Origin of the sequence: Pseudomonas taiwanensis (genome assembly GCF_013393345.1) — a bacterium.
Lineage (GTDB): Bacteria > Pseudomonadota > Gammaproteobacteria > Pseudomonadales > Pseudomonadaceae > Metapseudomonas > Metapseudomonas resinovorans_C.
This window is the reverse complement of the sequence record NZ_QJRF01000048.1, coordinates 72,770-99,020: the sequence shown is the minus strand read 5'-3', so window position 1 is coordinate 99,020 and position 26,251 is coordinate 72,770. Positions and strand designations below refer to the sequence as shown.

Annotated in this window: 27 protein-coding genes; 8 read left to right on the top strand and 19 right to left on the bottom strand. The window is 63.7% G+C overall.

Annotated elements, in window-relative coordinates; genetic code table 11:
• Positions 1 to 2: 2 nt before the first annotated feature.
• From DM872_RS10065 to ribBA, 3 genes are all read right to left on the bottom strand, one after another.
• Positions 3 to 962 (bottom strand): ABC transporter permease, encoded by a 960-nt coding sequence (locus DM872_RS10065; RefSeq protein WP_179059349.1) that lies wholly within the window; start codon positions 960 to 962, stop codon positions 3 to 5.
• A complete protein-coding gene (locus DM872_RS10060; RefSeq protein WP_179059348.1) occupies positions 947 to 1,972 on the bottom strand; it encodes a polyamine ABC transporter substrate-binding protein in 1,026 nt (341 codons plus the stop codon). The genes DM872_RS10065 and DM872_RS10060 overlap by 16 nt, the downstream gene beginning before the upstream one ends.
• A gap of 565 nt (positions 1,973 to 2,537) precedes the next feature.
• Positions 2,538 to 3,647, bottom strand: a complete 1,110-nt coding sequence (gene ribBA, locus DM872_RS10055) for a bifunctional 3,4-dihydroxy-2-butanone-4-phosphate synthase/GTP cyclohydrolase II (RefSeq protein WP_179059347.1) — start codon at positions 3,645 to 3,647, stop codon at positions 2,538 to 2,540.
• An 80-nt stretch (positions 3,648 to 3,727) separates the two neighbouring features.
• Between ribBA and DM872_RS10050 the strand changes: the two genes are divergently transcribed.
• The gene (locus tag DM872_RS10050) at positions 3,728 to 4,021 is read left to right on the top strand and encodes a DUF1330 domain-containing protein (protein WP_179059346.1); all 294 of its coding nucleotides are present in this window, start codon (positions 3,728 to 3,730) and stop codon (positions 4,019 to 4,021) included.
• 268 nt (positions 4,022 to 4,289) lie between these two features.
• On the opposite strand, the gene DM872_RS10045 is transcribed toward DM872_RS10050, so the two are convergent.
• From DM872_RS10045 to DM872_RS09990, 12 genes are all read right to left on the bottom strand, one after another.
• Positions 4,290 to 4,853 (bottom strand): NUDIX hydrolase, encoded by a 564-nt coding sequence (locus DM872_RS10045; protein WP_179059345.1) that lies wholly within the window; start codon positions 4,851 to 4,853, stop codon positions 4,290 to 4,292.
• Between the two features lie 4 nt (positions 4,854 to 4,857).
• Entirely contained in the window at positions 4,858 to 5,610 is a 753-nt protein-coding gene (locus tag DM872_RS10040; RefSeq protein WP_179059344.1) for a GntR family transcriptional regulator, read from the bottom strand.
• A gap of 81 nt (positions 5,611 to 5,691) precedes the next feature.
• Positions 5,692 to 6,081 (bottom strand): carboxymuconolactone decarboxylase family protein, encoded by a 390-nt coding sequence (locus DM872_RS10035; protein ID WP_179059343.1) that lies wholly within the window; start codon positions 6,079 to 6,081, stop codon positions 5,692 to 5,694.
• A gap of 139 nt (positions 6,082 to 6,220) precedes the next feature.
• Positions 6,221 to 6,706, bottom strand: a complete 486-nt coding sequence (locus tag DM872_RS10030) for a flavin reductase family protein (RefSeq protein ID WP_179059342.1) — start codon at positions 6,704 to 6,706, stop codon at positions 6,221 to 6,223.
• A gap of 12 nt (positions 6,707 to 6,718) precedes the next feature.
• Entirely contained in the window at positions 6,719 to 8,200 is a 1,482-nt protein-coding gene (locus DM872_RS10025; RefSeq protein ID WP_179059341.1) for an aldehyde dehydrogenase, read from the bottom strand.
• Positions 8,197 to 9,030: an alpha/beta fold hydrolase gene (locus DM872_RS10020; protein WP_179059340.1), complete on the bottom strand. Its 834-nt coding sequence runs from the start codon at positions 9,028 to 9,030 to the stop codon at positions 8,197 to 8,199. The genes DM872_RS10025 and DM872_RS10020 overlap by 4 nt, the downstream gene beginning before the upstream one ends.
• 26 nt (positions 9,031 to 9,056) lie before the next feature.
• Entirely contained in the window at positions 9,057 to 9,647 is a 591-nt protein-coding gene (locus DM872_RS10015; RefSeq protein WP_077526813.1) for an amino acid synthesis family protein, read from the bottom strand.
• A 462-nt stretch (positions 9,648 to 10,109) separates the two neighbouring features.
• Entirely contained in the window at positions 10,110 to 11,465 is a 1,356-nt protein-coding gene (locus DM872_RS10010; protein WP_179059339.1) for a purine-cytosine permease family protein, read from the bottom strand.
• A 5-nt stretch (positions 11,466 to 11,470) separates the two neighbouring features.
• Entirely contained in the window at positions 11,471 to 12,157 is a 687-nt protein-coding gene (locus tag DM872_RS10005; protein ID WP_179059338.1) for a cysteine hydrolase family protein, read from the bottom strand.
• Positions 12,158 to 12,282: 125 nt separating this feature from the next.
• On the bottom strand, positions 12,283 to 12,441 hold the full coding sequence (locus tag DM872_RS10000; protein WP_179059337.1) for a hypothetical protein: 159 nt from the start codon (positions 12,439 to 12,441) through the stop codon (positions 12,283 to 12,285).
• 68 nt (positions 12,442 to 12,509) lie between these two features.
• Positions 12,510 to 13,553 carry an LLM class flavin-dependent oxidoreductase gene (locus tag DM872_RS09995; protein ID WP_179059336.1) on the bottom strand — a complete coding sequence of 348 codons (1,044 nt, stop codon included), beginning with the start codon at positions 13,551 to 13,553 and terminating at the stop codon, positions 12,510 to 12,512.
• A gap of 447 nt (positions 13,554 to 14,000) precedes the next feature.
• Positions 14,001 to 14,486, bottom strand: a complete 486-nt coding sequence (locus DM872_RS09990; RefSeq protein ID WP_179059335.1) for a flavin reductase family protein — start codon at positions 14,484 to 14,486, stop codon at positions 14,001 to 14,003.
• 350 nt (positions 14,487 to 14,836) lie between these two features.
• Here DM872_RS09990 and DM872_RS09985 point away from each other — a divergent pair, with 350 nt between their 5' ends.
• The 3 genes from DM872_RS09985 to DM872_RS09975 all read left to right on the top strand — a co-directional run bounded on the left by DM872_RS09985 (position 14,837) and on the right by DM872_RS09975 (position 18,726).
• Positions 14,837 to 16,234 carry a purine-cytosine permease family protein gene (locus DM872_RS09985; RefSeq protein ID WP_179059334.1) on the top strand — a complete coding sequence of 466 codons (1,398 nt, stop codon included), beginning with the start codon at positions 14,837 to 14,839 and terminating at the stop codon, positions 16,232 to 16,234.
• Between the two features lie 158 nt (positions 16,235 to 16,392).
• Positions 16,393 to 17,217: a polyphosphate kinase 2 gene (ppk2, locus tag DM872_RS09980; RefSeq protein ID WP_179059333.1), complete on the top strand. Its 825-nt coding sequence runs from the start codon at positions 16,393 to 16,395 to the stop codon at positions 17,215 to 17,217.
• A gap of 33 nt (positions 17,218 to 17,250) precedes the next feature.
• Complete coding sequence (locus DM872_RS09975) at positions 17,251 to 18,726, top strand: lytic transglycosylase F (RefSeq protein WP_179059332.1); 1,476 nt, start codon at positions 17,251 to 17,253, stop codon at positions 18,724 to 18,726.
• A gap of 1 nt (position 18,727) precedes the next feature.
• Here the strand turns inward: DM872_RS09975 and DM872_RS09970 are convergent, their stop codons facing one another.
• The 3 genes from DM872_RS09970 to DM872_RS30465 all read right to left on the bottom strand — a co-directional run bounded on the left by DM872_RS09970 (position 18,728) and on the right by DM872_RS30465 (position 19,858).
• Positions 18,728 to 19,045 carry a heavy metal-binding domain-containing protein gene (locus DM872_RS09970; protein WP_179059331.1) on the bottom strand — a complete coding sequence of 106 codons (318 nt, stop codon included), beginning with the start codon at positions 19,043 to 19,045 and terminating at the stop codon, positions 18,728 to 18,730.
• 196 nt (positions 19,046 to 19,241) lie between these two features.
• Positions 19,242 to 19,667, bottom strand: coding sequence for an organic hydroperoxide resistance protein (locus DM872_RS09965; protein WP_151132280.1), 426 nt, complete (start codon positions 19,665 to 19,667; stop codon positions 19,242 to 19,244).
• A 62-nt stretch (positions 19,668 to 19,729) separates the two neighbouring features.
• On the bottom strand, positions 19,730 to 19,858 hold the full coding sequence (locus DM872_RS30465; protein ID WP_256873349.1) for a hypothetical protein: 129 nt from the start codon (positions 19,856 to 19,858) through the stop codon (positions 19,730 to 19,732).
• A gap of 361 nt (positions 19,859 to 20,219) precedes the next feature.
• Between DM872_RS30465 and edd the strand changes: the two genes are divergently transcribed.
• The gene (edd, locus tag DM872_RS09960) at positions 20,220 to 22,046 is read left to right on the top strand and encodes a phosphogluconate dehydratase (protein WP_179059330.1); all 1,827 of its coding nucleotides are present in this window, start codon (positions 20,220 to 20,222) and stop codon (positions 22,044 to 22,046) included.
• Positions 22,043 to 22,996 carry a glucokinase gene (locus DM872_RS09955; RefSeq protein ID WP_179059329.1) on the top strand — a complete coding sequence of 318 codons (954 nt, stop codon included), beginning with the start codon at positions 22,043 to 22,045 and terminating at the stop codon, positions 22,994 to 22,996. Before edd ends, DM872_RS09955 begins: the two co-directional genes overlap by 4 nt.
• A 36-nt stretch (positions 22,997 to 23,032) precedes the next feature.
• Here DM872_RS09955 and DM872_RS09950 read toward each other — a convergent pair whose 3' ends face one another.
• Positions 23,033 to 23,899, bottom strand: coding sequence for a MurR/RpiR family transcriptional regulator (locus tag DM872_RS09950; protein ID WP_179059391.1), 867 nt, complete (start codon positions 23,897 to 23,899; stop codon positions 23,033 to 23,035).
• Between the two features lie 182 nt (positions 23,900 to 24,081).
• Here DM872_RS09950 and zwf point away from each other — a divergent pair, with 182 nt between their 5' ends.
• Positions 24,082 to 25,551: a glucose-6-phosphate dehydrogenase gene (zwf, locus tag DM872_RS09945; protein ID WP_179059328.1), complete on the top strand. Its 1,470-nt coding sequence runs from the start codon at positions 24,082 to 24,084 to the stop codon at positions 25,549 to 25,551.
• Positions 25,538 to 26,251: a 6-phosphogluconolactonase gene (gene pgl, locus DM872_RS09940; protein ID WP_179059327.1), complete on the top strand. Its 714-nt coding sequence runs from the start codon at positions 25,538 to 25,540 to the stop codon at positions 26,249 to 26,251. The genes zwf and pgl overlap by 14 nt, the downstream gene beginning before the upstream one ends.

The following is a 26,251-nucleotide window of genomic DNA, read 5'->3' as shown; positions in this document are numbered from 1 at the left end:
GCTTACCTCGCAGTGCTAGAAGCCACCGGCGATTCCGGCTGCAGCTTCAGGTAGAGGTAGAACAGGACCAGGGTGATGGCGATCAACAACGCGGCGGCGGCACTGGCCAGGCCCCAGTTGAGGAACGACTGCACCTGCTGGACGATGAACTCCGGCAGCATCATGTTCTGCGCGCCACCCAGCAGGGCCGGGGTGACGTAGTAACCGAGGGACATGACGAAGACCATCAGGCCACCGGAGAACAGACCCGGACGGCACAGCGGCAGGAACACCTTGGTGAAGTTGGTCCAGGGGCTGGCCCCGCAGATCGAGCCGGCCTGCAGCACCATCGGGTCGATGGCCGACATGGTGGCCTGCAGCGGCAGCACGATGAACGGGATCATGATGTAGCTCATGCCGATCACCACGCCGGTGAGGTTGTGCACCATCTCCAGCGGCTGGTCGATGATGCCCAGCGCCATCAGCATCTTGTTGATCACGCCCGAGGCTTGCAGCAGCACGAGCCAGGAGTAGGTGCGTGCCAGCAGGCTGGTCCACATCGACAGCAGCACGATGTTCAGCAGCCAGCGACCCCAGCCACGTGGCACCAGGGTGATCACCCAGGCCAGCGGGAAGCCCAGCAGCAGGCTGATCAGGGTCACCAGGCCACCGACCGCGAAGGTGTTGAACAGCACGCGGGCATAGGCCGAGTTGGCGAACAGCTGCTCGTAGTTGCCCAGTCCCGGCGTGGGTTCGAGCACGCCGCGCAGCAGCAGGCCGATCAGCGGAGCGAGGAAGAACAGGCCGAGGAACAGCAGCGCGGGAATCAGGTTGCGGGCGCCGCGCCAGCGCAGGGTGGTCTCGTTGACTTGGTTCATCGACGCAGCCTTGGAGTCAGTACCCGTGGAAGCGCGGGCTGCGCCTCCACGGGTCTTGGCCGGCGAGTCGGGCTGAATGGCAGCCATCTTCACTTGACCAGCCATTCGTTCCACCGCGCGGCGATTGCCGGGCCGTTCTTGGCCCAGTACGCATAGTCGAGGGTGATCTGATCCTTAGCGTAGGCAGTGGGCAGGTTGGGGGCGAGGTCTTCCTTGAGCTGGCCGACGCTGTCGACGTTCACTGGGGCATAGGCGGTGAGGTTGGCGAACTCGGCCTGGCCCTTGGCGCTGCTGGCGTTGGCCAGGAACTTCATGGCCGCGTCCTTGTTCTTGGCGCCTTTCGGGATGACCAGGAAATCAGCCATGACCAGGTTCTGCTTCCAGCTCACGCCAACCGGTGCGCCGTCCTGCTGCAGGGCGTAGACGCGGCCGTTCCAGAACTGGCCGAGGGTGGCTTCACCGGAGGCAAGCAGTTGCTGGGATTGGGCGCCGCCGCCCCACCAGACGATGTCTTTCTTGATGGTGTCGAGCTTCTTGAAGGCGCGGTCCAGGTCCAGCGGGTAGAGCTTGTCGGCGGGCACGCCGTCGGCCAGCAGCGCCAGTTCCAGCACGCCGGGGCTCGGCCATTTGTAGAGGGCGCGCTTGCCCGGGTAGTTGGCGGTGTCGAACAGCGAGGTCCAGTCCTGCGGGGTCTTGCCGCCGACCTTGCCCTGGTTGTAGCCGAGCACGAAGGAGAAGAAGAAGGAGCCGACACCGTGGTCGGAAACGAAGCGCGGGTCGATCTTGTCGCGCTGGATCACGCCGAAGTCCAGGGGTTCGAGCAGGCCTTCAGCCGCGGCACGCAGGGCGAAGTCGGCCTCGACGTCCACCACGTCCCACTGGACGTTGCCACTTTCGACCATGGCCTTGAGTTTGCCGTAGTCGGTAGGACCGTCCTGCACAACGCGAATGCCGCTGGCTTCGCTGAAGGGCTCGGCCCAGGCCTGTTTCTGCGCATCCTGGGTGGTGCCGCCCCAGCTCACGAAGCTGAGGTTGTCGGCGGCGAGGGCAGCGGTGCTGGTCGCGGCCAGGAATGCTGCGGCGAGTACCGCGGTTGCACGTTTTTTGAACACCATCTTGCTTGCCCTCATTGTTGTGTTTGTACGCAAGCGGGCTTCGCTTTCTACCCGCTTATCAGGAGCAGGGACCCCAGTGGCTGGGGCTTCAAGGGCGGCCGGGACGGGAGGCAGTTCCCGGAAAATTATCTCGGCCTACGGAATGTCATATTATGGTATTCCAAACTTTCTGCAAGTCCTCCGCGAGGGAGTGGGTGACGAGTGGTTGGGGGAGGGCATTTCACCGGGCGCTGGGGGCAGCTGCGCCGCCCTTGACGAATGAATTCGCCCCTACAGGGATGCGTTCGAGGCAGGTCGATTTTCGTAGGTTGCGGCTGAGCCGTGCGAAGCCCAACGTGCCGGCGTTGAGGATCGTTTCGTTGGGCCTCGCTGCGCTGGGTGCCAACCTACGGCAGGCCTTTGGCCTGCTCAGCGAATGAATTCGCCCCCACAGGACTGTGCTGTGGGTGAGCAGGGAGTCACCCCTCTCCTCTTCAGGGAGAGGGGCCGGGGGAGAGGGCAGCCCTTCGGCCTGCTTTGCGATTGAAATCGCCCCCACATGATTGTGCGATGGGAACGAAGTGAGTCAGCCCTCGAACGGCAACGTCTCCACCACTTCCAGGTCGTAGCCGGTCAGGCCCGCGTATTTCAACGGTGCGCCGAGGTGGCGCAGTTTGCCCACGCCCAGGTCCTGGAGGATCTGCGCGCCGGTGCCGACTTCGGAATAGATGCGCGATTGCGAGCGGCTGAACTGGCGGCGTGGCTGAGTGAGTTGCGGCACACGTTCCAGCAGGGCCTGGGAGGATTCGTTGTTGGCCAGTACCACCACCACGCCACGGCCGGCTTCGGCCACTTTTTCCAGGGCGGCCCAGAGCGTCCAGTTCTTCGGCCCCGTGTATTCGGCACCGACCAGGTCGCGCAGTGGGTCGATCACGTGCACCCGCACCAGGGTGGGTTCATCGCGATGGATATCGCCCATCACCATGGCCATGTGCACGCCGCCTTCGATGCGGTCTTCATAGGTGACCAGACGGAAGGTGCCATGCACGGTGGGCAGGTCGCGCTCGCCGATCCGGGTGACGGTGTGTTCGGTGCTGAGGCGGTAGTGGATCAGGTCGGCGATGGTGCCGATCTTGATGCCGTGTTTCTCGGCGAAGGCTTCCAGGTCCGGGCGACGCGCCATGCTGCCGTCGTCATTCATCACTTCAACGATGACCGCGGCCGGGGTGAAACCCGCCAGGCGCGCCAGGTCGCAGCCCGCTTCGGTGTGTCCGGCGCGGGTCAGCACGCCGCCTTCACGAGCGCGCAGGGGGAAGATGTGGCCGGGTTGTACCAGGTCGTCGGGCTGAACCTCGGGAGCCACTGCGGTCAGCACGGTGTGGGCGCGATCGGCGGCAGAGATGCCGGTGGTCACGCCCGTTGCGGCTTCGATGGAAACGGTGAAGGCGGTGGCAAAGGCGCTGCCGTTGGCCGGCACCATCTGTTCCAGGCCGAGGCGTTCGCAGTGCTCGTCGGTCAGGGTCAGGCAAATCAGGCCACGGGCTTCGCGAGCCATGAAGTTGATCGCGGCGGGGGTGCACATCTCCGCTGCCAGCAGCAGGTCGCCTTCGTTCTCGCGGTCCTCGTCGTCCACCAGCAGGACCATCTTGCCCTGGCGGAAGTCTTCGATGATTTCTTCGATGCGATTGAACGGCATGGCGTGACACCTGACTGGATCAAGGGGAAAGGTTTCTGGTATACCATAATACCAATTTAACCGGAACAGCAGAGGTCAACATGAAGGCTTACTGGATCGCCCACGTCGATGTGACGGACCCGGAACGCTACAGCGAATACACCCGGCGCGCCCCGGCGGCGTTCGCCCGATACGGCGGCAGGCTCCTGGCCCGTGGCGGCCGTTCGCAGGCGATGGAAGGCCGCACTACTCCCCAGCGTAGCGTGGTGATCGAGTTCACTTCCTACGAGCAGGCGCTGGCCTGCTACCACTCGGCGGAATACCAGGAGGCCTGTGGATATCGTCAGGGCGTGGCAAAGGCGGAGGTGATCATTGTGGAGGGGGTGGAGCCGTAGGTTGGTGCTCGACCTAATGTGGGAGCGACTTCAGTCGCGAAGCGGCCCGCAGGGCCGCCAGCTTCGGAAATCGCGAATGAATTCGCTGTGTCTGCATTAAGTGTTGCAAGTAGCTGCATTGCCCGTAGGAGCTGGCTTGCCAGCGAATGGCTCCTTTTCGCTAGCAAGCTAGCTCCTACAAGGCGCCTGGACCGACTATTGAATGCTGGCAACAGCTAACGCAGACATAGCCAATAAATTCGCTCCCACAGTCGCATCACATGTGGTTTCAGCGGATGAAATGAATCTTCCCGGTATCGTCATTGCCCATGTAGATGCCGTACACCCCCGCCTCGCGCTCCTCGATATAGCGCTCGAGAATCTGCCGGATGGCGGGGTAGTAGATGGCGTCCCAGGGAATCTCCTCGGGGGCGAAGAAACGGTAGGCCATGGTTTCCGGGCCGTGCTGGCCGGTCACTTCCACGGCGATGGCGCGGAAGATGATGTAGACCTCGCTGATCTTCGGCACGCTGAAGATGGAGTAGGGCGAGACGATCTCGGCGCGCACGCCGCTCTCTTCCCAGACCTCGCGCAGGGCCGCTTCCTCGGTGGTTTCGCCGTTTTCCATGAAGCCGGCGGGGAGCGTCCAGGTGCCGGGGCGCGGTGGGATGGCGCGCTGGCAGAGCAGGTACTTGCCGTCCTGCTCGATGATGCAGCCGGCGATGACCTTCGGGTTTTCGTAGTGGACGTAGCCGCAGCCCGCGCACACCAGTCTTTCATGGGTGTCCCCGGCAGGACGCTGGCGGCTCAGGCCGCCGCTGCCGCAACCGGGACAGAAACGCGGGGCGGGCATGGCGTCAGCGCCCTATGCGCGGCTCTTTGAGGGCGATCGGGTTGGCGATGTCGCGCACCTTGCCCGGTTCGTCCTGCTTGGACTTGAGGTAGTCCAGGGCCACCTTGGCGGCGGCGCGGACGTGGTCCACCGACGCCTGGTGGGCGGCCAGCGAGTCGCCGCTCTTGATGGCTTCGACGATGCGTTCCATTTCCTTGTTGCTGGCGCCGCGACGGTTCTCCTGGGACACGGAGGTGGCGCGCAGGTAGCTGATGCGGGCCTGCAACTGGCGCAGCTGGGTGGCGGCGATATGGTTGCCGGAGCCTTCCAGCAGCACGTCGTAGAAGCCCTGGACCGACTCCAGCACCTGCTGCAGGTCGCCTTCCTCGAGGGCCTCGCGGTTCTCCGCCAGGGCCTTCTCCAGGGCGCGGATGTCTTTGGCCTTGGCGTTGAGGGTGAAGAGCTGGACGATCAGGCCTTCGAGCACGCAACGCAGCTCGTAGATGTCGCAGGCGTCTTCGAGGGTGATGATGGCCACGCGCGGACCCTTGGCATCGGCGAACTCCACCAGGCCTTCCGACTCCAGGTGACGCAGGGCCTCGCGTACCGAGGTGCGGCTGACGCCCAGGCGGTCGCAGAGGTCGCGTTCCACCAGTCGGTCGCCGGGCAGCAGCTGGAAGTTCATGATGGCGCCCCGCAGCTTGTCGAGGACGATCTCGCGCAGGGTGACGGGATTGCGGTTGACCTTGAAGCTGTCGTCGAGGGGCAAGCGTTTCATGTGGTCCGCTCTGGTTATGGCTGTCCGTAGGAAAAACGAAGGAGCACCACGGGGTGCTCCATCATCAGGTGGTGCCGGCGGTCAACCCTGTGCCTCTGCATCGGCCTCGGCGAAGGCTTCGCGGGCGATGCGGAAGCTGTCGACTGCCGCCGGCACACCGCAGTAGATGCCGACTTGCAGAAGGATCTCGCGGATCTGCTCGCGGGTCAGGCCGTTACGCAGGGCACCGCGAACATGCAGCTTCAGCTCGTGGGGGCGGTTGAGCGCCGAAATCATCGCCAAGTTTATCATGCTGCGTTCTTTCAGCGATAAGCCGTCCCGGCCCCAGACATGGCCCCAGCAGTACTCGGTGACCAGCTCCTGCAGCGGGCGCGTGAAGTCGTCCGCGTTCTGGATCGACTTGTTCACATAGGCCTCGCCCAGCACCTGGGTGCGGATTTCCAGGCCCTTTTCGTATTTCTCGTTGCTCATCGTGGGCTCCTTTTTGCTGTAGGAGCTGGCTTGCCAGCGAAGGCTCCTGGAGCAGGTTCGCGAGCAACCTCGCTCCTACAGGTATGGGAATAAAAAAGGGCCGCTGTCGAGAGTGGCGAGCAGCGGCCCTGAAGGTGACTCAGGAAATCTCCGGCAGGGCGCCGAGCTTGCCCTTGTGGTAGACCATCGGCGTGACCTCGTCCTTGGGCAAAATCAGGTTCTTCACCGCCCCGACGATGATCGCGTGGTCTCCGCCGTCGTACTCGCGCCACAGCTCGCACTCGATGATCGCGGTGGCCTTGGAGAGCAGCGGGTTGCCCAGCTCGCTCAGTTGCCAGTCGATACCCTTGGCCTTGTCCTTGCCCTTCTTGGCGAAGGCGTAGGCCTCGGCCTGCTGGTCGGAGCAGAGCAGGTGGATGGCGAACTGCTTGCTGTCGCGCAGGATCGGGTAGGTGTCCGAGGCGTAGTTGGGGCAGAACAGCACCAGGGCCGGGTCGATGGACAGGGCGCTGAAGGCGCTGGCGGTGATGCCGACGATGTCCCCTTCGGCGTCCAGGGTGGTGACCACGGTGACGCCGGAGGGGAAGGAGCCCATCACTTCTTTGTAGATGCCGGGTTCGATCATGGTGGTGCCCTCTCAGCGCATCACGAAGGGGTCGGGCATGGGAGCCTGCGAGAGGTTGATCCACACCGTTTTAAGCTCGGTGTAGGCCAGCACCGAATCGATGCCGCTCTCGCGGCCATAGCCGCTGTTGTGGAAACCGCCGATGGGCGCCATGGCCGAAACCGCGCGGTAGGTGTTGACCCAGATGATCCCGCTGCGAACGTCACGGGCCATGCGGTGGGCACGGCCCAGGTCGCGGGTCCAGATGCCCGCGGCGAGGCCGAACTGGGAGTCGTTGGCGATGGACAGGGCTTCTGCCTCGTCCTTGAAGCGGATGACCGAAGCGACCGGGCCGAAGACTTCTTCCTGCATGATTTTCATCGAGTTGCTGTCGCACTCGAACAGCGTCGGCTCGTAGTACCAGCCTTCGGCATCGATCGCCGGACGCTTGCCGCCCATGCGCAGGCGCGCACCTTCGGCGAGGGCGTCGGCCACCAGGCCTTCCACCACGGCGAGCTGCTGCGCGGTGGCCATGGGGCCCATCTCGCTGCTGTCGTCCTGCGGGTTGCCGATGCGGATGCGCTGGGCGCGGGCGACCAGGCGTTCGACGAATTCATCGTAGATCTCGTCCTGCACCAGCAGGCGCGAACCGGCCACGCAGCTCTGTCCGGAGGCGGCGTAGATGCCGGCCACGGCGCCGTTGATGGCGCTGTCCAGGTCGGCGTCGGCGAAGATGATGTTGGGCGACTTGCCGCCCAGCTCCAGCGACAGCTTGGCGAAGTTCTCCGCGCTGCTGCGCACCACGTGGCGCGCGGTGGCGGCGCCGCCGGTGAAGGCGATCTTGCGCACCAGCGGATGACGGGTCAGTGCCGCGCCGGTGCTCGGACCGAAACCGGTGACCACGTTGACCACGCCCGCCGGGATGCCGGCTTCAAGGGCCAGGCGTGCCAGTTCGAGGATGGTCGCCGAGGCATGCTCGGAAGGCTTGAGGACGATGGTGTTGCCGGCGGCGAGTGCCGGGGCCAGCTTGATCGCGGTGAGGTAGAGCGGGCTGTTCCACGGGATGATCCCGGCGACCACACCCAGCGGCTCGTGCACGGTGTAGGCGAACAGCTCGGGCTTATCCAGCGGCAGGGTGCCGCCTTCCAGCTTGTCCGCGAGGCCGGCGGTGTAGTGGAAGAACTCCGGCAGGTAGCCGACCTGGCCGCGGGTTTCGCGGATCAGCTTGCCGTTGTCGCGGCTTTCCAGCTGGGCCAGATGTTCCTTGTTTTCGGCGATCAGGTCACCCAGGCGGCGCAGCAGTTTGCCCCGCGCGGTGGCGGAAAGGCCGCGCCAGGCCGGGTTCATGAAGGCCTTCTGGGCCGCCTGCACGGCACGCTCGACATCCGCCTCGTCGGCATCGGGCAGTTCCGCCCAAGGCGCGGCGAGCGCCGGGTTGAGGCTTTCGAAGGTCTTGCCGGACAGCGCATCGACCCACTGGCCGTCGATGCACATCTGGAAGCGTGCGAGCGTCATGCGACGATCCCCTTTGCTTGGTTCTGTAAGGTCTGCGCCTGCTGGAGGAAATCCAGCAGCATCTGGTTGACCAGACGCGGCGACTCCACCGGCATCATGTGCCGTTGCTCGTCGAGCACCGCCACCTGGGCACCGGGAATGCGCTCGGCCAGTTGCCGGGCCATTTCGGGCGTCGAGCCCGGGTCCAGTTCGCCGGTGGCGACCAGGGTCGGCACCTGGATGCTGCCGAGGTCGTCGACGCGGTACATGTCCTGGGTGGCGAACAGCTCATAAGTAGTCAGATAGCCCTGCGGATCGTTGCTGGCAAGGGTCTGGCGAATGGCGGCGATCTGCGCCGGGTTGGCTGCCTGGTACTCGCGGCTGAACCAGCGCGACAGGGCCGCTTCGGCGTTGGCGTCGGGGCCGTGTTCGGCGGCCTGGCGGGTGCGTTCGATCACCCCGGCGCGCTGTTCGGCGCTGCGGTTGAACACGCTGTTGAGGATCACCAGCCCTTCAATCTGCTGCGGGTGGTGCAGGGCGAATGCCCGCGCCACCAGTCCACCCATGGAGAAGCCGATCACGGTGGCCCGCTCCAGCTTCAGGTGCTCCAGCAGTTCGCGCAGCTGCTCGGCATAACCCACCAGCCCGGTGCCCGATTCCGGACGCGGGCTGGCGCCGTGGCCGAGCATGTCGTAGGCGATGACCTGGAACTGCGGGGCCAGGCCAACGATCTGGCCGCCCCACATTTCCTTGTTCAGGCCGACACCGTGGATCAGCACCACGGGGTGGCCTTGGCCGGTCGCCAGATAACTGGTGCCGGCCGGTGTGCGTTCAGCGGTGAGCCGAATCATGGATCGCTCCTGCACAAGCCTTGGGATTACTGGGCCTGCTCGGCAGCCAGCTCTTCCAGATCGATGTAGCGGTTGCCGATGCGCGGGTGCAGGCGGCCACCGTCGGCGGCGCCCAGCACGACGATGATTTCGTCGGCACGCGGTGCGTCTTCGATCTGCATTTCAAGGGTGATGTAGTGGGAACGCAGGCCTTCGTCGTCCTTGTGCATCATCGGGATCTGGATAGACGTGCCCGGGCCGCCGCGCTTGTTGGTGAAGCTCAGGTAACTCTTGGCGTTCACTGCCTGGCGGTAGTGGTTGCCGAAACGCAGGGTGTGGATAACCGCGGACGCGTGCTCGATCTCACCGTCGGCGCCGACCACAGCGGCCTTGCCATAGGCTTCGATCTTCGCGGCACCGCCGATGGCGGCGGTCAGACGCTCGACCATCATGGCGCCCAGATCGGAGCAGTTGGCGCGGATTTCGGGCTTGAGGTCTTCGACGAAGCCACGGCCGAGCCACGGGTTCTTCATCACCACGGCCAGACCCACCATGGTCACGGGCTTGTCAGTAGCCTTGCCGCCTTCGATGAAGGTCTCTTCCACGTAGCTGACGATCTTGCGAATTTCGAAGCTCATTGGGCTCTCCTGGGTTGGGAAGTCTCTTGCTGTCTGATGGTATACCATAATATTGAATATGCAAGAGCCAGCCACCGGGGGAGGATGGGGCTCGGCGACGGAAGGTCATCTGGAGAAGGAGGAAGGCCAGGAACGCCGCGCCATGGGGGCGGTAGAAGGGCCGCGAAGGATACGGGAAAACATGGAATACCGTAATACGAGATTCCGTGGCGATATAAGCCAAGACGTCGTTGGGAGATTTAGATGTGGGGGCGAATTCATTCGCTAACCGGACCGTAGGTCCCGCCGAGAGATTTTTCGGGGGCCGCTGCGCGCCCCTTCGCGAATGAATTCGCCCCCACAAGGAGAAGAGGGCTTTTGTAGGTTGTGGCTGAGCTACGCGAAGCCCAACGGACGGAGTTTCCCCGGACGTTGGGCCTCGTTCCTCGGACCAACCTACGGCCGGCCTCCGAATGAATCGGGTTACAAAAGCTGCAGATCGCGCGCGAGACTACGTCGCATCACCCAGTGGTAAGTGAGCGCCGGCACCACCAGCCCTACCACCCAGGCCAGGTCGACACCGTCCAGAGCGTTGGCGATGGGGCCGACATAAAGGGTGGTGTTCATGAACGGAATCTCCAACAGGATCGCCAGCAGGAAACTGCCGCAGGCCACCAGGTTGACCCGGCCGTAGCGGCCGTCCAGGTCGAAGATATCCGCCACGCAGTAGTCGCCTTTCCTCAGGCAGTAGTAGTCCACCAGGTTGATGGCGGTCCACGGGATGAGGAAGTAACTCATGAAGAAGATGAAGTTCAGGAAGTAGCTGATGAAGTCTTCCTGGCTGATGGTGCACAGCGCGGTGGCGATCACGCTGATCGCCAGCATGAAGAGGCCCCGTACCCTCGGTGTCACCTGCAGGCGGGCGAAGGGCTCGATCACCGTGACCGTCGACATGAATGCGCCGTACAGGTTGAACACGTTGATCGCCACCTGGCCGTAGAGGATGAAGGCGAACAGCGGCAAGGCGGCGCTACCGAACAGCAGGGCGAGGTGACTGCCGACATTATCGGAGAAGCCGTCGATGGCCACGCTCAGGATGGCGCCGAGGATCATCATCCATGCCCCACCGGCCACGGTGCCGGCATAGCTGAACCAGAACACCCGCGACATCGGGGTATTGCCCGGCAGGTAGCGCGAGTAGTCGGCGACATAGGGGGCGTAGGACAACTGCCAGGTCACCGCGATGCTCACCGCCACCATGAACTTCGACAGCGAGAAGCCCGCTGGCGACCACTGTCCATCGGGAATCGGCAGGCCCAGGGCTAGCGCGGTGGCGACCAGGAAGACCAGCACTGATAGCAGTGACAACACCTTCTGCAAGCGATGGATCAGCCGATAGCCATAAAGCGCCACTACGAAGCACAGCGCCCCGATCAGGTAGATGTTGGCGTCGCCGCCCAGCGGACTCACCGACTCGATGGCCTGGGCCGCCAGCAGGGTATTGCTGACGAAGAAGCCGAGGTAGATGAGCATCACGAACAGCAATGGCAGCACGGCACCGATCACGCCGAACTGGGCGCGGCTCTGGATCATCTGCGGGATGCCCAGCTTCGGCCCCTGGGCCGAATGCGAGGCCATGAAGATGGCGCCGATCAGTGAGCCGAGGATGATCGCCACGGCGCTCCAGAACAGGTTCAGGCCGATGACCACCGGCAGCACGCCAGAGGCGATGGTGGTGATGTTCATGTTGGCGCCGAACCAGATTGTGAACAGCGAGCCTGGCTTGCCGTGGCGCTCGTTCTCGGGGATGAAATCGATGCTTCTTCTCTCAACGTGCATGGCGATCACTCCTGTTCACGGCGCGGCAGGCCGAGTTCGGTCTGCAGGCGGGCGATGGTGGCGACGAACTGATCGGGGCGATGGGCGAACTGGTCCGGCTCGGTGGGGCGGCAGGAGTGGTGCGCTTGCGCGTTCAGTGCCTTCAGGAACTGCTCGGTGGAGAAGAGTTCGATGGCGTAGACCCAGTTGGCCATGATCAGCAGGGCGGCGTTGTGGGCGGCTTCCGTGGTGCTGGTGCAGGCGTCGGCGATGAGGTCGACGCCGTAACCCAGGGCGAAGGCGTCGAGTGCCGTGGCCAGCACGCAGGCGTCGGTGAGCACGCCGCTGATTGCCAGTCGGCGCACGCCTAGTTGGCGCAACTGCTGGTCAAGGTCGGTGCGGTGGAAGGCGCTGTAGCGCGGTTTATCGATCACCCGTTCGCCCGGTACGGGTGCCAGGCGCTCGATGATTTCCACCTGCTGGGTGCCGGCGCGGTAGCTGAGCGGGCGCCCGGTGGCATCCAGTGGTTCGCCCGGCGGCAGGTCGCTGCCGTCCGCCGCGTTGATGTGGCGGGTGTAGATGACAGGCGTGCCTGCACGCCGGGACGCGTCCAGCAAGCGGCCGGTGTTGTGGATAACTTGATCGAAGCCATGCAGGGGGAAACCATCCTCCTGCTGCATGTCGATGACGAGGAAAGCTCTGTCTGTGTTCATGAGCAACTCTTGTTGTTGTTTGGCCATGAGTGCGCGGCAACAGGCAGCATCGGCCGGGCGCACGAAGGCACCATGGCGCGACGACGCGGTGTCGGACGCGGGCGAAAATCAGCGTTGAGAGTTGATCAGCAGACTATCTGCCAGAAGCCGTTCTGCTTGGCGGTGACGGAGGAGCGCAGGCGCTTGAGGAAGAGATGGGCGGGCGTCCACTTGCCGCGCAGGTAGGCCATGGCGGCCCCGGGCAGTGGCTTGCGGGTGCAGAGGGTGATGCCAGTCTCGTACATGGCGTTCGACCACCTGTGGATGGGTGAAAAGCGGCCGGATCGCCCGACCCGGCCGCTTGCAGCATAAATCAGCGGAACGCCGGCACCACGTGCTTGATGAAGAGTTCCAGGGACTTCTTCTTCTCCGCGTGGGAGAGGCTGTTGTCGGCCCAGAAGCTGAACTCGTCCACGCCCAGTTCCTGGTAGTGACGAATGCGCGTGATCACTTCTTCCGGGGTGCCGATCATGGTGTTCTTGCGGATGTTCTCCAGCTCGAACTCCGGGCGGTCCTTGAACTTCTCTTCCGGGCTCGGCGGCAGGATGCCGTTGACCGGGGTCTGCTTGTTGCCGAACCAGGCATCGAAGGTGCGATAGAAGCGCGAGATGGCCTTGGCGCCGACTTTCCAGCCTTCGGGGTCGTCCGCGCTGTGCACATGGGTGTGACGCAACACCATCAGTTGCGGGCGCGGCACGTCCGGGTTGTTGGCCAGGGCGGCCTCGAACTTGTTCTTCAAGTCCACCACTTCCTCGTCACCCTTCATCAGCGGGGTGACCATCACGTTGCAGCCGTTGGCCACGGCGAAGTTGTGGGAGTCCGGGTCGCGGGCGGCGATCCAGATCGGCGGGTTGGGCTTCTGGATCGGGCGCGGCGAAGAGGTGGAGGTGGGGAACTTCCAGATTTCGCCGTCATGGGCGACATCGCCCTGCCACAGGGCCTTCACCACCGGAACCATTTCACGCAGGGCCTGGCCGCCGCTGGTGGCGGGCATGCCGCCGGCCATGCGGTCGAATTCGTACTGGTAGGCGCCACGGGCGAGCCCGACTTCCATGCGGCCGTTGCTGATCACGTCCAGCAGGGCGCACTCACCGGCAACGCGGATGGGGTGCCAGAAGGGCGCGATGATGGTGCCGGCGCCCAGGCGGATGGTGGTCGTGCGGGCAGCCAGGTAGGAGAGCAGCGGCATGGGGCTCGGCGAGATGGTGTATTCCATCGCATGGTGTTCGCCGATCCAGACAGTACTGAATCCGCCGGCCTCGGCCATCAGCGTCAGCTCGGTCAGATCTTCGAAGAGCTGGCGGTGGCTGATCTGCTCGTCGTAGCGCTCCATGTGCACGAACAAAGAGAATTTCATGTCGCTTACCTCGAACCTTTTTCTGCGTGGCCACGGAGCGGCCGCTGCGGTGGGGTGGCGCCGCCAGAGGCCTTCTGACCCGTTCGGCGGCTTGCTGGATATTGGTATACCATAATACGGAATATCTGCAAGGTCTTTCCGCCAGAACAACCTTGCCGTGGGAATCGCCGAGTGCCCCCAAGCGTTGGGCCTCGTTCCTCGGACCAACCTACGGCAGGACTGTGCCAGAGGCGGGGCGACAGTCACCCCTCTCCTCTTCAGGGAGAGGGGCCGGGGGAGCGGGTTGCCACAGGCTGGCTCGACGCTCGGCTATTTCGCGAATGAATTCGCTCCCACAGGCAAAGGCAGGACTGCGTCCTGCATGGCGAATGAATCGCCCCCCCGATTCGCAGGCAAAAAAAGCCCCCAATCAAGGGGGCGGGAATCAAAGCACACATCAACTTGATGTCAGGCGAAGGCCTGCAGCGCGCCCATCTTGCCGCGGCAGTAGATCATCGGGATCACCTCCTGCTCGGGAACGATGAGGTTCTTCACCGCGCCCACCAGGATGGCGTGGTCGCCGCCTTCGTATTCGCGCCACAGCTCGCACTCGATGATGGCGGTGGCATTGGCCAGGATCGGGTTGCCCAATTCGCTCAGGGTCCAGTCGATGCCCTGGGCCTTGTCTTTGCCTTTCTTCGCGAAGGCGTAGGCCTCGTCGCGCTGGTCGGCGGAAAGCAGGTGGATGGCGAAGCGCTTGCTCTTGATCAGCACCGGGTAGGAATCGGAGCTGTAGTTGGGGCAGAACAGCACCAGGGCCGGGTCCATGGAGAGGGAGCTGAAGGCGCTGGCGGTCAGCCCGACGATCTGCCCGTCGTCATCCAGGGTAGTGATGACGGTGACGCCGGAAGGGAAGGAGCCCATGACTTGTTTGTAGGCATTGGTGTCGATCATTTCGGGGTACCTATCGGGAGCAAGTGGCTGCGACCGGCAGCGCATCTGTGTCTGATGGTATACCGTAATACTTTCAATGCAAGTGGAATTTTTCCTGGGTCTTCGCGTGCCCGACGAACGTTGCAAGGTGCGCTGTAAGCCAATGAATACGGGGCATTGGCAAGATGTGGTGGATCGATTCAGCTGCTCAGAAGCGTCCTTTCAGTACAGTTTGACGTCCAAAAAAGCCTTGTCTGAGTCTTGGAATACCATAATATGGTCTTCGCTTTCGGGTGGCCGCCACTGTCGTCACAACTCCCGATTGCGCCCCTTCGTGGCTTTTCTACAAAGACAATAAGCAAGGCAAGACGATGTCCGAGAATTCCCAGCAGACGCTGATCGAGAACCATACCGTCGACTATGTGCCGCCCGCCGAGCGTCACGGCAAGGCCCGTGACCTGTTCACGCTCTGGTTCAGCACCAATATCGCTCCACTGCCGATCGTCACCGGGGCCATGGTGGTCCAGGTGTTCCACCTCGACCTGCTCTGGGGCCTGCTGGCCATCGTGCTGGGTCACATGATCGGTGGTGTCTTCATTGCATTGGCTTCCGCCCAGGGGCCGCAGATGGGCATCCCGCAGATGGTCCAGAGTCGTGGCCAGTTCGGTCGCTACGGGGCGCTACTGATCGTGCTGTTCGCGGCGGTCATCTATGTCGGCTTCTTCATTTCCAACATCGTCCTGGCGGGTGAGTCCATCCACGGCATTGCCCCCTCCGTGCCGTTGCCAGCCGCGATCATCATCGGCGCCATCAGCGCCACCGCCATTGGCGTGATCGGCTATCGCTTCATCCACACCCTGAACCGCATCGGCACCTGGGTGATGGGCGGCGCGTTGCTGGCCGGCTTCATCACCATCTTCTGCAGCGAGCTGCCGGCCGACTTCTTCAGCCGCGGCGGCTACAACCTGTCGGGCTTCCTGGCCACCATCTGCCTGGGGATCATCTGGCAGCTGAGCTTCTCGCCGTACGTCTCCGATTACTCGCGTTACCTGCCGGCCAGCATCGGCATCGGCAAGCCGTTCTGGGCCACTTATTTCGGCGCGTGCCTGGGCACCATCCTGTCCTTCAGCTTCGGTGCGGTGGCCGTGCTGGCGACGCCCGAGGGAACCGAAGCCATGGCGGCGGTGAAGCAGGCCACCGGTGTGCTCGGTCCGGTGCTGATGGTGCTGTTCCTGCTCAACATCATCAGCCACAACGCCCTCAACCTGTACGGCGCGGTGCTGTCCATCGTCACCTCGATCCAGACCTTCGCCGGCAACTGGACGCCAAGTATCCGCGTGCGGGTAATCCTGTCCGCCGTGGTACTGGCCGGCTGCTGCGTCATGGCGCTGGGCGCCTCGGCCAACTTCATCTCCCACTTCATCGGCCTGATCCTGGCGCTGCTGCTGGTCCTGGTGCCGTGGGCCACCATCAATCTGGTGGACTTCTATCTGATCAAGCGCGGGCGCTACGACATTGCGTCGATCTTCCGGGCCGATGGCGGCATTTACGGTCGCTTCAACCCGCACGCCATCACCGCCTACTTCATCGGCATCCTGGTGCAACTGCCATTCGCCAACACTGCGCTCTATGCCGGGCCCTATGCCAACTACATCGAGGGCGTGGACCTCTCCTGGCTGGCCGGTTTGCTGGTGACCGCGCCGCTATACTACTGCCTGGCCACCCGCAGCAAAGCAGAACCGACTGCAGACCTCAGCCTGGCCGAATGATCGCTTGAGGTAGCCCTTCAGCAACGCCCCAACCTGCCCGGCAGGTCGGGGCGTTGTGCTTTCCGGGGAGCTGCCGAGGGAGATCGAACAGACGCCCCTGCAAGTCGCCAGCCGTCAGCTAGCTTTTACTGATCATGTCCACAACAACGGAGAAGGTCATGGCGAAGGGCAAGAAGAAGGCGTCCGGAAAAGAAGCGGCGGAACAGGAAAGTCTGGGGCGCAAGGAGTACGAGAGCGAGCTCAAGCGCCTGCATGTGGAACTGGTGAAGCTCCAGCAGTGGGTGGTGGACCAGGGACTGAAGGTGTGCATTGTCTTCGAAGGGCGCGACGGCGCCGGCAAGGGCGGGACGATCAAGGCCATCACCGAACGGGTCAGCCCTCGGGTGTTTCGTGTAGTAGCGCTACCGGCGCCGACCGAGCGGGAAAAATCCCAGATGTACATACAGCGCTATCTGGCGCATATGCCGGCGGCCGGTGAAATCGTGATCTTCGACCGCAGCTGGTACAACCGCGCCGGTGTCGAGCGGGTCATGGGCTTCTGCACCGAGGAGCAAACCCACAAGTTCCTCACGGTCACGCCGCTGTTCGAGAAGATGATGGTCGAGTCCGGAATCATCCTGATCAAGTATTGGCTCGAGGTGAGTGCCGAGGAACAGACCCGCCGGCTCAAGGACCGCATCGACGACGGGCGCAAGGTCTGGAAGCTGTCGCCCATGGACCTCAAGTCATACGCTCGCTGGGACGACTACACCCGTGCCCGCGACGACATGTTCGCCGCCACCGACTCTTCGTGGGCGCCCTGGTACATGGCCAATTCGGAAGACAAGCGGCGCGTACGGCTGAACATCATCAACCACCTGGTCAAGCAGATCCCCTACAAGGACCTGACCCGCGACCAGAAGGTGGAGTTGCCCAAACGCGGCAAGCTGGGCAAGTACAAGGCCGCGCCTTATCCATTCCGGTTGGTCGACGAGGTGTTCTGATTCCGCCGCCCTGGGCGGCGAAGGCGGTGTGTCATGAGGTCGATGCGTTGCCTGCTGTTGCTGGTGTTGGCCGTGTTGATGCTGGCGCGGGGAGCCTGGGCTGAGGAGCTCCCTAGCGCGGAGCTGAGCAAGGCCGAGGAGGCGGAGGTCGATGCCTTGGTGCTTCCTTTGCCCAAGGCCTGGAAAGGGGACTTCGAGGGCATGCGCGAGCGACGCCTGGTGCGCATCCTGGTGCCCTACAGCAAGACCTTCTTCGCCGTGGATCGGGGACGCCAGCGGGGCATCGCCTACGAGATCGGCAAGGCGCTGGAGGCCTGGCTGAACAAGAAACACCCCAACAAGAACAAGTCCTTGCAGTGGCGTGTCGCGTTCATTCCGGTCGGTCGCGGCGAACTGCTTTCCAAACTCGTCGAAGGGGAGGGCGACATTGCCGCTGGCGGTCTGTCGATCACCGACAAACGCCAGCAACTGGTGGACTTCACCGCCCCCTTCGCCAGTGGCGTGCGTGAAGTGGTGGTCACCGGGCCGAAGAGCGTGAAGATCGAGACGCTGGATGACCTCGCGGGCAAGGAGGTGATGGTGCGGCCATCCAGCAGTTACTACGAGCACCTGATCGAACTCAATGCCAGTTTCCGGGAAAAGGGACTGGAGCCCATCGTGATCAAGCCGGCGGACGAGAACCTGGAATCCGAGGACCTGCTGGAGATGGTCAACGCCGGCCTGATCAACGCGGTAGTGGTAGACCGCTACATCGCCGAGACCTGGAAGAGCGTGCTCGTCGACCTGGATATCCATGTGGACATGCCCGTCCGTGACGATATCCAGCTCGCCTGGGCCATCCGCAATGAGAGCCCACAGCTCCTCAAGGTGCTGGACGGGTTCGTCAAGACTCACAAGCTGGGGACCACCTTCGGCAACAGCCTGCGCAACAAGTACGTGAAGAACAGCAAGGAGCTGTTCGATGCCACCGATGAGGAGGAGTTGAAGCGCTTTGCCGCGCTGGTTGGCATTTTCGAGAAGCACGCCGGGACCTACGACTTCGATTACCTGATGTTGATGGCCCAGGGTTATCAGGAATCCCAGCTCAACCAGAGCGCCCGCAGTCATCGTGGAGCGGTCGGGGTGATGCAGTTGCTGCCCAGCACGGCAGCCGATCCCAGTGTGGGAATAGCGGAGATCGACAAGGACGCCGACCGCAATATCGAGGCGGGCAGCAAGTACATGCGGTTGCTGGCCGACAAGTACCTGAACGACCCCGAGCTGACCCCGGTGAACCGCACCTTGATGGCCTTCGCTGCCTATAACGCGGGGCCGGGCAACCTGCGCAAGTTCCGGCGGCTGGCGGAGAAGTCGGGGCTGGACAAGAACGTCTGGTTCGGCAACGTCGAACACGCCGCCGCGCGCCTGGTGGGGCGCGAGACGGTCGACTACGTCGGCAACATCTACAAGTACTACGTGGCCTACAAGCTGGCGCGGGACAAGGAGATGGCGAAGGCCCGGAAGTCCTGACTCAGATGGTCACGGCGGTGCCGCTGATGCTCACCATCAGCATGCTGCCGTTCTGGCCGACCACCTCGTAGTCGATATCGATGCCGACCACTGCGTTGGCACCGAGCTTCTCGGCACGCTCGGACAATTCCTCGAAGGCGATTTCACGGGCTTTGGCCAGTTCCTTCTCATAGGCGCCGGAGCGGCCGCCGATGATGTCGCGGATTCCGGCGAACAGGTCACGGAACACGTTGGCGCCGAGAATGGCTTCGCCGACCACGATGCCTTTGTACTCACGAATGGCCCGGCCTTCGAGGGTGGGGGTGGTGGAGAGGATCATGTGGCACTCCTTGACTGGTTTGAAGTGCGTTCAGTGTAGGGGGTGATTTCGACTGGAACTGTGTAGGAGCGAGCTTGCTCGCGAAAGATCGAGCGCACGATGTTCGCGAGCAAGCTCGCTCCTACAAGTCGAATTCCAGCCAATGAAAAAGGGCGGGCACCCCGTTCGGGATGCCCGCCCTTGTTCGTTGCGCGACTCAGACCAGGGTCAGGGTCACGTCGATGTTGCCGCGGGTGGCGTTGGAGTAGGGGCACACGATGTGGGCCTTGTCCACGATGGCGCGGGCTTCTTCACGGTCCAGGCCAGGGATGTCGATGCGCAGCTCCACCTCGATGCCGAAGCCGGTGGGGATGGCGCCGATGCCCACGATGCCTTCGATGGAGGTATCGGCCGGCAGCTTGTGCTTGTCGCGGGCAGCGACGAATTTCAGAGCGCCGAGGAAGCAGGCCGAGTAGCCGGCTGCGAACAGTTGTTCGGGGTTGGTGCCTTCGCCGCCGGCACCGCCCAGCTCGCGCGGGGTGGTCAGGCTGACGTCGAGTACGCCGTCGGAGGAGATGGCGCGGCCGTCACGGCCGCCAGTGGCTTCTGCGTAGGCGCGGTACAGAACGTTTTCGATGCTCATGATGGTTTCCTTTTCAGTCGGTATGGATTGCGTGGTGTGCGTGGGTGGTCGGGTTATCTGGATCAGCCGTCGTGGTTGATCAGCCATTCCGGGTACAGCGCGCCGCTGCGGCGGCTGTCCGGCTTGCCGGTGTCGGCGAAGCTGGCGGAGGAGAACGCGAGGACGGCGGTGAAGGTGATCAGGGCTTTCATGGCGATTCTCCTTGGTTGTTTGTTCGTTAATGTTTTGCGTACTAAGTTGTTTGGTGAGGCAGAAGTTAAGGCTGATTTATTTTGCGCGCAAGATATTTTTTAGAGCATTTCGCGCTAATGCCATTCCGTGGTGGGTATAAGCGTCTGGAATGCGCCTTGGGTGAGATAGGGGGGCCCAAGAGGCCGGGTTATGCTGCGTGCCGCCTTCCCGTCTGGTGGTCTATATGAATGGCAGCGGCCCTCCATGGGCTTTGTCGTTGTAACAACAAGATTTTTGGCGCTTCTTAATGAAATATGAGCGGCGATAAACGTATTGTGGTTTCTATAAATACAAACTCGCCTGCTACCTGGAGTTGAATCCATGCATCCCCGCGTACTTGAGGTAACCCGGCGCCTGGTGGAGCGCAGTCGCGCAACCCGCGAGCGCTACCTGGCGATGATCCAGAAGGCGGCCAGCGATGGTCCGCAGCGCGGCAAGCTGCAGTGCGCCAACTTCGCCCATGGAGTGGCTGGCTGCGGCGGCAGCGACAAGCAGCGCCTGCGCCTGATGGAATCGGCCAACGTGGCGATCGTCACCGCCTACAACGACATGCTCTCGGCCCACCAGCCCTATGAGGACTACCCGGAAAAAATCCGCCAGGCCCTGCGTGATATCGGTTCGGTAGGGCAGGTGGCCGGTGGGGTTCCGGCGATGTGCGACGGGGTCACCCAGGGCGAGCCGGGCATGGAGCTGGGCATCGCCAGTCGCGAGGTGATCGCCATGTCCACCGCTGTGGCGCTGTCTCACAACATGTTCGACGCGGCGCTGTTCCTCGGTATCTGCGACAAGATCGTTCCTGGCCTGATGATGGGCGCGCTGCGCTTCGGCCATCTGCCGTCGATCTTCGTCCCCGCCGGCCCGATGCCGTCAGGCCTCTCCAACAAGGAGAAGGCCGAGGTGCGCCAGCGCTACGCCGAAGGCAAGGCCAGCCGCGACGAACTGCTGGAATCGGAAATGCGCGCCTACCACAGCCCCGGCACCTGCACCTTCTACGGCACCGCCAATACCAACCAGATGCTTATGGAAGTGATGGGCGTGCACCTGCCAGGCGCATCCTTCGTCAATCCGAATACGCCGTTGCGCGAGGCCCTGACCGTGGAAGCGGCGCGCCAGGTGACGCGCCTGACGAAGCAAGGCGGGCAGTTCATGCCCATCGGCGAGATCGTCGACGAGCGCGTGCTGATCAACGCCATCGTGGCCCTGCACGCCACCGGCGGTTCCACCAACCACACCCTGCACATTCCGGCCATTGCCCAGGCCGCCGGCATCCAGCTGACCTGGCAGGACATGGCTGAGCTTTCCGAGGTGGTGCCGACCCTGGCCCACGTCTATCCGAACGGCAAGGCCGATATCAATCACTTCCACGCGGCGGGCGGCGTGGCCTTCCTGGTGCGCGAATTGCTCGATGCCGGCCTGCTCCATGAAGACGTCAACACCGTCGCGGGCCCCGGTCTGCGTCGCTACACCCAGGAGCCTTTCCTCGAGGAGGGGGAACTGGTCTGGCGCGAAGGTTCGGGCAAGAGTCTGGATGACAACATCCTGCGCCCGGTGGCGCGCCCGTTCTCGCCGGAGGGTGGGCTGCGGGTCATGGAAGGCAACCTGGGGCGCGGCGTGATGAAGGTTTCCGCCGTGGCCCCCGAACACCAGGTGGTGGAGGCCCCGGCGCGGGTCTTCCACGACCAGCAGGCGCTTGCCAGCGCCTTCAAGGCAGGCGAGCTGGACCGCGACCTGGTGGCGGTGATGCGCTTCCAGGGGCCGCGCAGCAACGGCATGCCCGAGTTGCACAAGATGACGCCCTTTCTCGGCGTGCTGCAGGACCGTGGCTACAAGGTGGCCCTGGTCACTGACGGACGCATGTCCGGCGCCTCGGGCAAGATTCCCGCCGCCATCCACGTCTGCCCGGAGGCTTTCGACGGCGGCCCGCTGGCACGTGTGCGCGATGGTGATCGGATACGCGTGGATGGCACCACTGGAACCCTGGAAGTGCTAGTGGACGCCGCCGAGTTCGCATCACGCGAGCTGGCGCCGTGGGACCTGGAACCGAACATCGGCACCGGACGCGAACTCTTTGCCTTCATGCGCGAATCCTTCAGCACGGCGGAGCAGGGCGCCAGCGCCTTCACCCGCAATCTGGAAAGCCTCAAGTGAACCTGGCGCTGGTGGGCGACATCGGCGGCACCAATGCCCGCTTTGCCCTGTGGCGTGAGCAGAAGCTGGAGTCGGTGCGCGTGCTCGCCACGGCCGACTTCGCCGGGCCGGAAGAGGCCATCAGGCATTACCTTGCCGGCCTTGGATGTGGGCCGGGCGATATCGGCACCCTGTGCCTGGCTGTGGCCGGGCCGGTGGATGGCGAGCAGTTTTGCTTCACCAACAATCACTGGAAGCTCGACCGCTCTGCGCTCTGTCGGACGTTGCGGGTGGACGAGCTGTTGCTGATCAACGATTTCTCCGCCATGGCACTGGGCATGACCCGCCTGCACGCGCACGAAAAGCTGCAGGTCTGCCCGGGAGTCGCCGACCCGGATTCCCCGGCAGTGGTGATTGGCCCTGGAACCGGACTTGGCGTCGGTATCTTGCTGCCGCTGGGTGAGGGGCGCTGGAAGGCGTTGCCGGGGGAGGGTGGCCATGTCGACCTGCCCATCGGCAATTTGCGCGAGGCAACCCTGTGGCAGCAGCTGCGTGACCAGCTCGGTCACGTCAGTGCGGAAAGCGTGCTCAGTGGCAATGGCCTGCTACAGCTCTATCGAGCCGTCTGCGCAGTGGATGGCCATGCGTCCCGTCTGGCTTCACCCGCCGAAGTGAGCGCGGCGGCATTGGCGGGGGAGCCAATCGCTGAAGACGTGCTGGAGCTGTTCTGCAGTTGGCTAGGCCGGGTTGCCGGCAACATCGTGCTGACCCTTGGCGGCCGTGGTGGCGTCTACATCGTCGGCGGCATGGTCCCGCGCTTCGCCGCGTTCTTCCAGCAGAGCGGCTTCGCGCGCGCCTTCGCCGACAAGGGCCGAATGAGCGGTTACGTCGAAGGCATTCCGGTGTGGCTGGTGACCGCCGAACATCCCGGTTTGGAAGGGGCGGGCGTCGCCCACCAGCAGAGATCGTGATGTTCCCTGGTAGGTTGGGCTTCGCTTAGCTCAGCCTCAACCTACGGACGGTTCGTCATCCGCCGGGTAGCGGCTGGCGTTGAGGCTTTCCTTGATCTTGCGCAGATGCGGCTGGAAGTCGACGCCACGGCGCAAGGTCATGCCGGTGGCGAGGACGTCGAGCACGGTGAGCTGGATGATGCGCGAGGTCATCGGCATGTAGATGTCGGTGTCTTCCGGCAGCGGGATGTTCAGGCTCAAGGTACAGGCCCTGGCCAGCGGCGAGCCGGCTGCGGTGAGGCCGAGTACCGAGGCGCCGTTCTGCCGGGCCAGGCGCGCGACTTCCACTAGCTCGCGGGTGCGGCCGGTGTAGGAAATGATCACGAACAGGTCGCCCGTGTGGGCCACCGAAGCCAGCATGCGCTGCATCAGCACATCGGAATGGGCGGACACGGCGAGGTTGAAGCGGAAGAACTTGTGCTGCGCGTCCAGCGCCACCGAGGACGAGGCGCCGAGGCCGAAGAAGTGGATCTGCCGGGCCTGGATCATCAGGTCCACGGCGCGGCTGATCAGCTGTGCGTCGAGGCTTTGCAGGGCGCTGTCCAGGGAGGCGATGGCACTGCCGAAGATCTTTCGCGTGTAGGCCTCGGGGCCGTCGTCGGCGGCGACCGCCTGGCTCACGTAGGCGGCACCGCTGGCCAGGCTCTGGGCCAGCTGCATCTTCAGTTCCGGATAGCCGTTGACGCCGAACGAGCGGCAGAAGCGGTTCACCGTGGGCTCACTGACCTTGGCCGACTGGGCCAGCGCCGCGATGCTGTAGCGCGTGGCCTGTTGCGGGTCGCGGAGGATGACTTCAGCGACCTTGCGCTCGGCCTTGTTGAGTTCGTCGAGGCGATTCTGGATCTGCTCCAGCAGGTTGTGCACGCGGTCCATTGGGTTTCCTGGAAAGGGGCCTGCAATCGGTGGCCTATCGTACTGAGCGTGCCCAGGGGGAGCCACCGCAATCTCGGATGTCGATAAATGTAGTTTTATTACTACATTTTGTCTTGCTGCGAGGCAGGGCTGGGTGTATTCATAGGCTCATGTTTGATAGAAGAACAAATATCATGGCCTCACAACCTGTCGAACCCTGCACCCTGGCCTTGTTCGGCGGCCTGGGTGACCTGGCACTGCGCAAGCTGTTCCCCGCGCTCTATCAACTGGATCGCGCCGGCCTGCTGCCGGCCGATACGCGCATCCTCGCGCTGGGGCGGGACAGTGGCGATCCGGCCCTGCACATCGCCGCCATCGACGAGCAATTGCGCCAGCGCGTCCCGGCCGGTGACCTGGAACAGGAAGCCCTGCGGCGCTTCTTCGCGCGCCTCGACTACCTGTCCATGAACTTCTTCGACGCCGAGGCCTACCCGAAGCTGGCCGAGCGCATCGGCCCGGTGCCCCAGTTGATCGCGTATTTCGCCACGCCAGCCTCGGTGTATGGCGCCATCTGCGCCGGCCTGGCCGCCGCAGGGCTGGCCGAACGCACCCGCGTCGTGCTGGAGAAACCCATCGGCCACGACCTGGAGTCGTCGCGGGTGGTGAACAACGCCGTGGCGGCGCACTTCCCGGAAGACCGCACCTACCGGATCGACCACTACCTGGGCAAGGAGACGGTGCAGAACCTCATCGCCCTGCGCTTCGCCAACAGCCTGTTCGAGACCCAATGGAACCAGCACCACATCTCCCACGTGGAGATCACCGTGGCCGAGCAGGTGGGCATCGAGGGGCGCTGGGGCTATTTCGATGAAGCCGGGCAACTGCGCGACATGATCCAGAACCACCTGCTGCAGCTGCTCTGCCTGATCGCCATGGACCCGCCCAGTGATCTCTCCGCCGACAGCATCCGCGATGAAAAGGTGAAGGTGCTCAAGGCGCTGGCGCCCATCGGCGTCGAACAACTCAGTCAGCAGGTCGTGCGCGGCCAGTACGTGGCTGGAAACATCCTCGGCAAGCCGGTCCCCGGCTACCTGGAGGAGGACAACGCCAACACCCACAGCGACACCGAAACCTTCGTCGCCCTGCGTGCGGAAATCCGTAACTGGCGCTGGTCCGGCGTGCCCTTCTACCTGCGTACCGGCAAGCGCATGCCGCAGAAGCTTTCGCAGATCGTCATACACTTCAAGGAACCGCCGCACTACATCTTCGCCCCCGAGCAGCGGCCGCTGATCAGCAACCGCCTGGTCATCCGCCTGCAGCCGGACGAGGGCATTTCCCTGCAGGTTATGACCAAGGAACAGGGCCTGGACAAGGGCATGAAGCTGCGTAGCGATCCGCTGCAACTGAGCTTCTCCAACACCTACCGCAGCGCGCGGATTCCGGACGCCTACGAACGGCTGCTGCTGGAAGTGATGAAGGGCAACCAGAACCTCTTCGTGCGCAAGGATGAAATCGAGTACGCCTGGACCTGGTGCGACCGGCTGATCGCCGGCTGGCGGCAGCAGGGCGACGCACCCAAGCCTTACGCGGCGGGAACCTGGGGGCCGGTGGCCTCCATCGCATTGATCACCCGTGAGGGCAGGAGCTGGTATGGCGATCTGTAATCTCGACCTGCCGCCGCAGGTCACCGGGCTCAGTCTCGGCAGCCCGGAACAACTGGCCGGAGAGCTGGCCATCACCGTCGCCAACGCCCTGCGTGATGCCGTCGACACCCGTGGCTCCGCCGTGCTGGTGGTCTCCGGTGGCCGCAGCCCAGTGGCCTTCTTTGAGCGACTTTCCGCAGAGGATCTGGATTGGTCGAAGGTGACCGTCAGCCTCGCCGACGAGCGCTTCGTGCCGGTCAGTCACACCGATAGCAACGAAGGCCTGGTACGTCGCCACCTGTTGCGTGGAGACGCCGCCGATGCGCGGTTGCTCGGTCTTTACCGCAGTGCGCCGACTCTCGATGAGGCGGCGCGCCTGGCCGACGCGGCACTGGCTGAACTGGGCGCCATCGACGTGCTGGTGCTCGGCATGGGCGAGGACGGTCACACCGCATCGCTGTTCCCCGGCAGCCCGACCCTGGAACAGGCGCTGCGCAGCGATTGCCCACAACGTTGCCTGTCGATGCTGGCACCCAGCGTGCCGCGGCAGCGCCTGACGCTGACGCTGCCGCTGCTGCACAGCGCCCACCTGACACTGCTGGCGGTGCAGGGCCAGGCCAAGCTGGCCACTCTGGCTGACGCGCTGGCGGGCGATGACGTGGCGGCAATGCCGATCCGCGCCTTCCTCCGTCGTCCACTGGAAATCCACTGGTGCCCTTGA

Coding starts and splice junctions, on each gene's coding strand:
- DM872_RS10065 (WP_179059349.1), bottom strand. CDS start 962: ATGGCTGGTCAAGTGAAGATGGCTGCCATTCAGCCCGACTCGCCGGCC.
- DM872_RS10060 (WP_179059348.1), bottom strand. CDS start 1,972: ATGGTGTTCAAAAAACGTGCAACCGCGGTACTCGCCGCAGCATTCCTG.
- ribBA (WP_179059347.1), bottom strand. CDS start 3,647: ATGCCGTTCAATCGCATCGAAGAAATCATCGAAGACTTCCGCCAGGGC.
- DM872_RS10050 (WP_179059346.1), top strand. CDS start 3,728: ATGAAGGCTTACTGGATCGCCCACGTCGATGTGACGGACCCGGAACGC.
- DM872_RS10045 (WP_179059345.1), bottom strand. CDS start 4,853: ATGCCCGCCCCGCGTTTCTGTCCCGGTTGCGGCAGCGGCGGCCTGAGC.
- DM872_RS10040 (WP_179059344.1), bottom strand. CDS start 5,610: ATGAAACGCTTGCCCCTCGACGACAGCTTCAAGGTCAACCGCAATCCC.
- DM872_RS10035 (WP_179059343.1), bottom strand. CDS start 6,081: ATGAGCAACGAGAAATACGAAAAGGGCCTGGAAATCCGCACCCAGGTG.
- DM872_RS10030 (WP_179059342.1), bottom strand. CDS start 6,706: ATGATCGAACCCGGCATCTACAAAGAAGTGATGGGCTCCTTCCCCTCC.
- DM872_RS10025 (WP_179059341.1), bottom strand. CDS start 8,200: ATGACGCTCGCACGCTTCCAGATGTGCATCGACGGCCAGTGGGTCGAT.
- DM872_RS10020 (WP_179059340.1), bottom strand. CDS start 9,030: ATGATTCGGCTCACCGCTGAACGCACACCGGCCGGCACCAGTTATCTG.
- DM872_RS10015 (WP_077526813.1), bottom strand. CDS start 9,647: ATGAGCTTCGAAATTCGCAAGATCGTCAGCTACGTGGAAGAGACCTTC.
- DM872_RS10010 (WP_179059339.1), bottom strand. CDS start 11,465: ATGCACGTTGAGAGAAGAAGCATCGATTTCATCCCCGAGAACGAGCGC.
- DM872_RS10005 (WP_179059338.1), bottom strand. CDS start 12,157: ATGAACACAGACAGAGCTTTCCTCGTCATCGACATGCAGCAGGAGGAT.
- DM872_RS10000 (WP_179059337.1), bottom strand. CDS start 12,441: ATGTACGAGACTGGCATCACCCTCTGCACCCGCAAGCCACTGCCCGGG.
- DM872_RS09995 (WP_179059336.1), bottom strand. CDS start 13,553: ATGAAATTCTCTTTGTTCGTGCACATGGAGCGCTACGACGAGCAGATC.
- DM872_RS09990 (WP_179059335.1), bottom strand. CDS start 14,486: ATGATCGACACCAATGCCTACAAACAAGTCATGGGCTCCTTCCCTTCC.
- DM872_RS09985 (WP_179059334.1), top strand. CDS start 14,837: ATGTCCGAGAATTCCCAGCAGACGCTGATCGAGAACCATACCGTCGAC.
- ppk2 (WP_179059333.1), top strand. CDS start 16,393: ATGGCGAAGGGCAAGAAGAAGGCGTCCGGAAAAGAAGCGGCGGAACAG.
- DM872_RS09975 (WP_179059332.1), top strand. CDS start 17,251: ATGAGGTCGATGCGTTGCCTGCTGTTGCTGGTGTTGGCCGTGTTGATG.
- DM872_RS09970 (WP_179059331.1), bottom strand. CDS start 19,045: ATGATCCTCTCCACCACCCCCACCCTCGAAGGCCGGGCCATTCGTGAG.
- DM872_RS09965 (WP_151132280.1), bottom strand. CDS start 19,667: ATGAGCATCGAAAACGTTCTGTACCGCGCCTACGCAGAAGCCACTGGC.
- DM872_RS30465 (WP_256873349.1), bottom strand. CDS start 19,858: ATGAAAGCCCTGATCACCTTCACCGCCGTCCTCGCGTTCTCCTCCGCC.
- edd (WP_179059330.1), top strand. CDS start 20,220: ATGCATCCCCGCGTACTTGAGGTAACCCGGCGCCTGGTGGAGCGCAGT.
- zwf (WP_179059328.1), top strand. CDS start 24,082: ATGGCCTCACAACCTGTCGAACCCTGCACCCTGGCCTTGTTCGGCGGC.
- pgl (WP_179059327.1), top strand. CDS start 25,538: ATGGCGATCTGTAATCTCGACCTGCCGCCGCAGGTCACCGGGCTCAGT.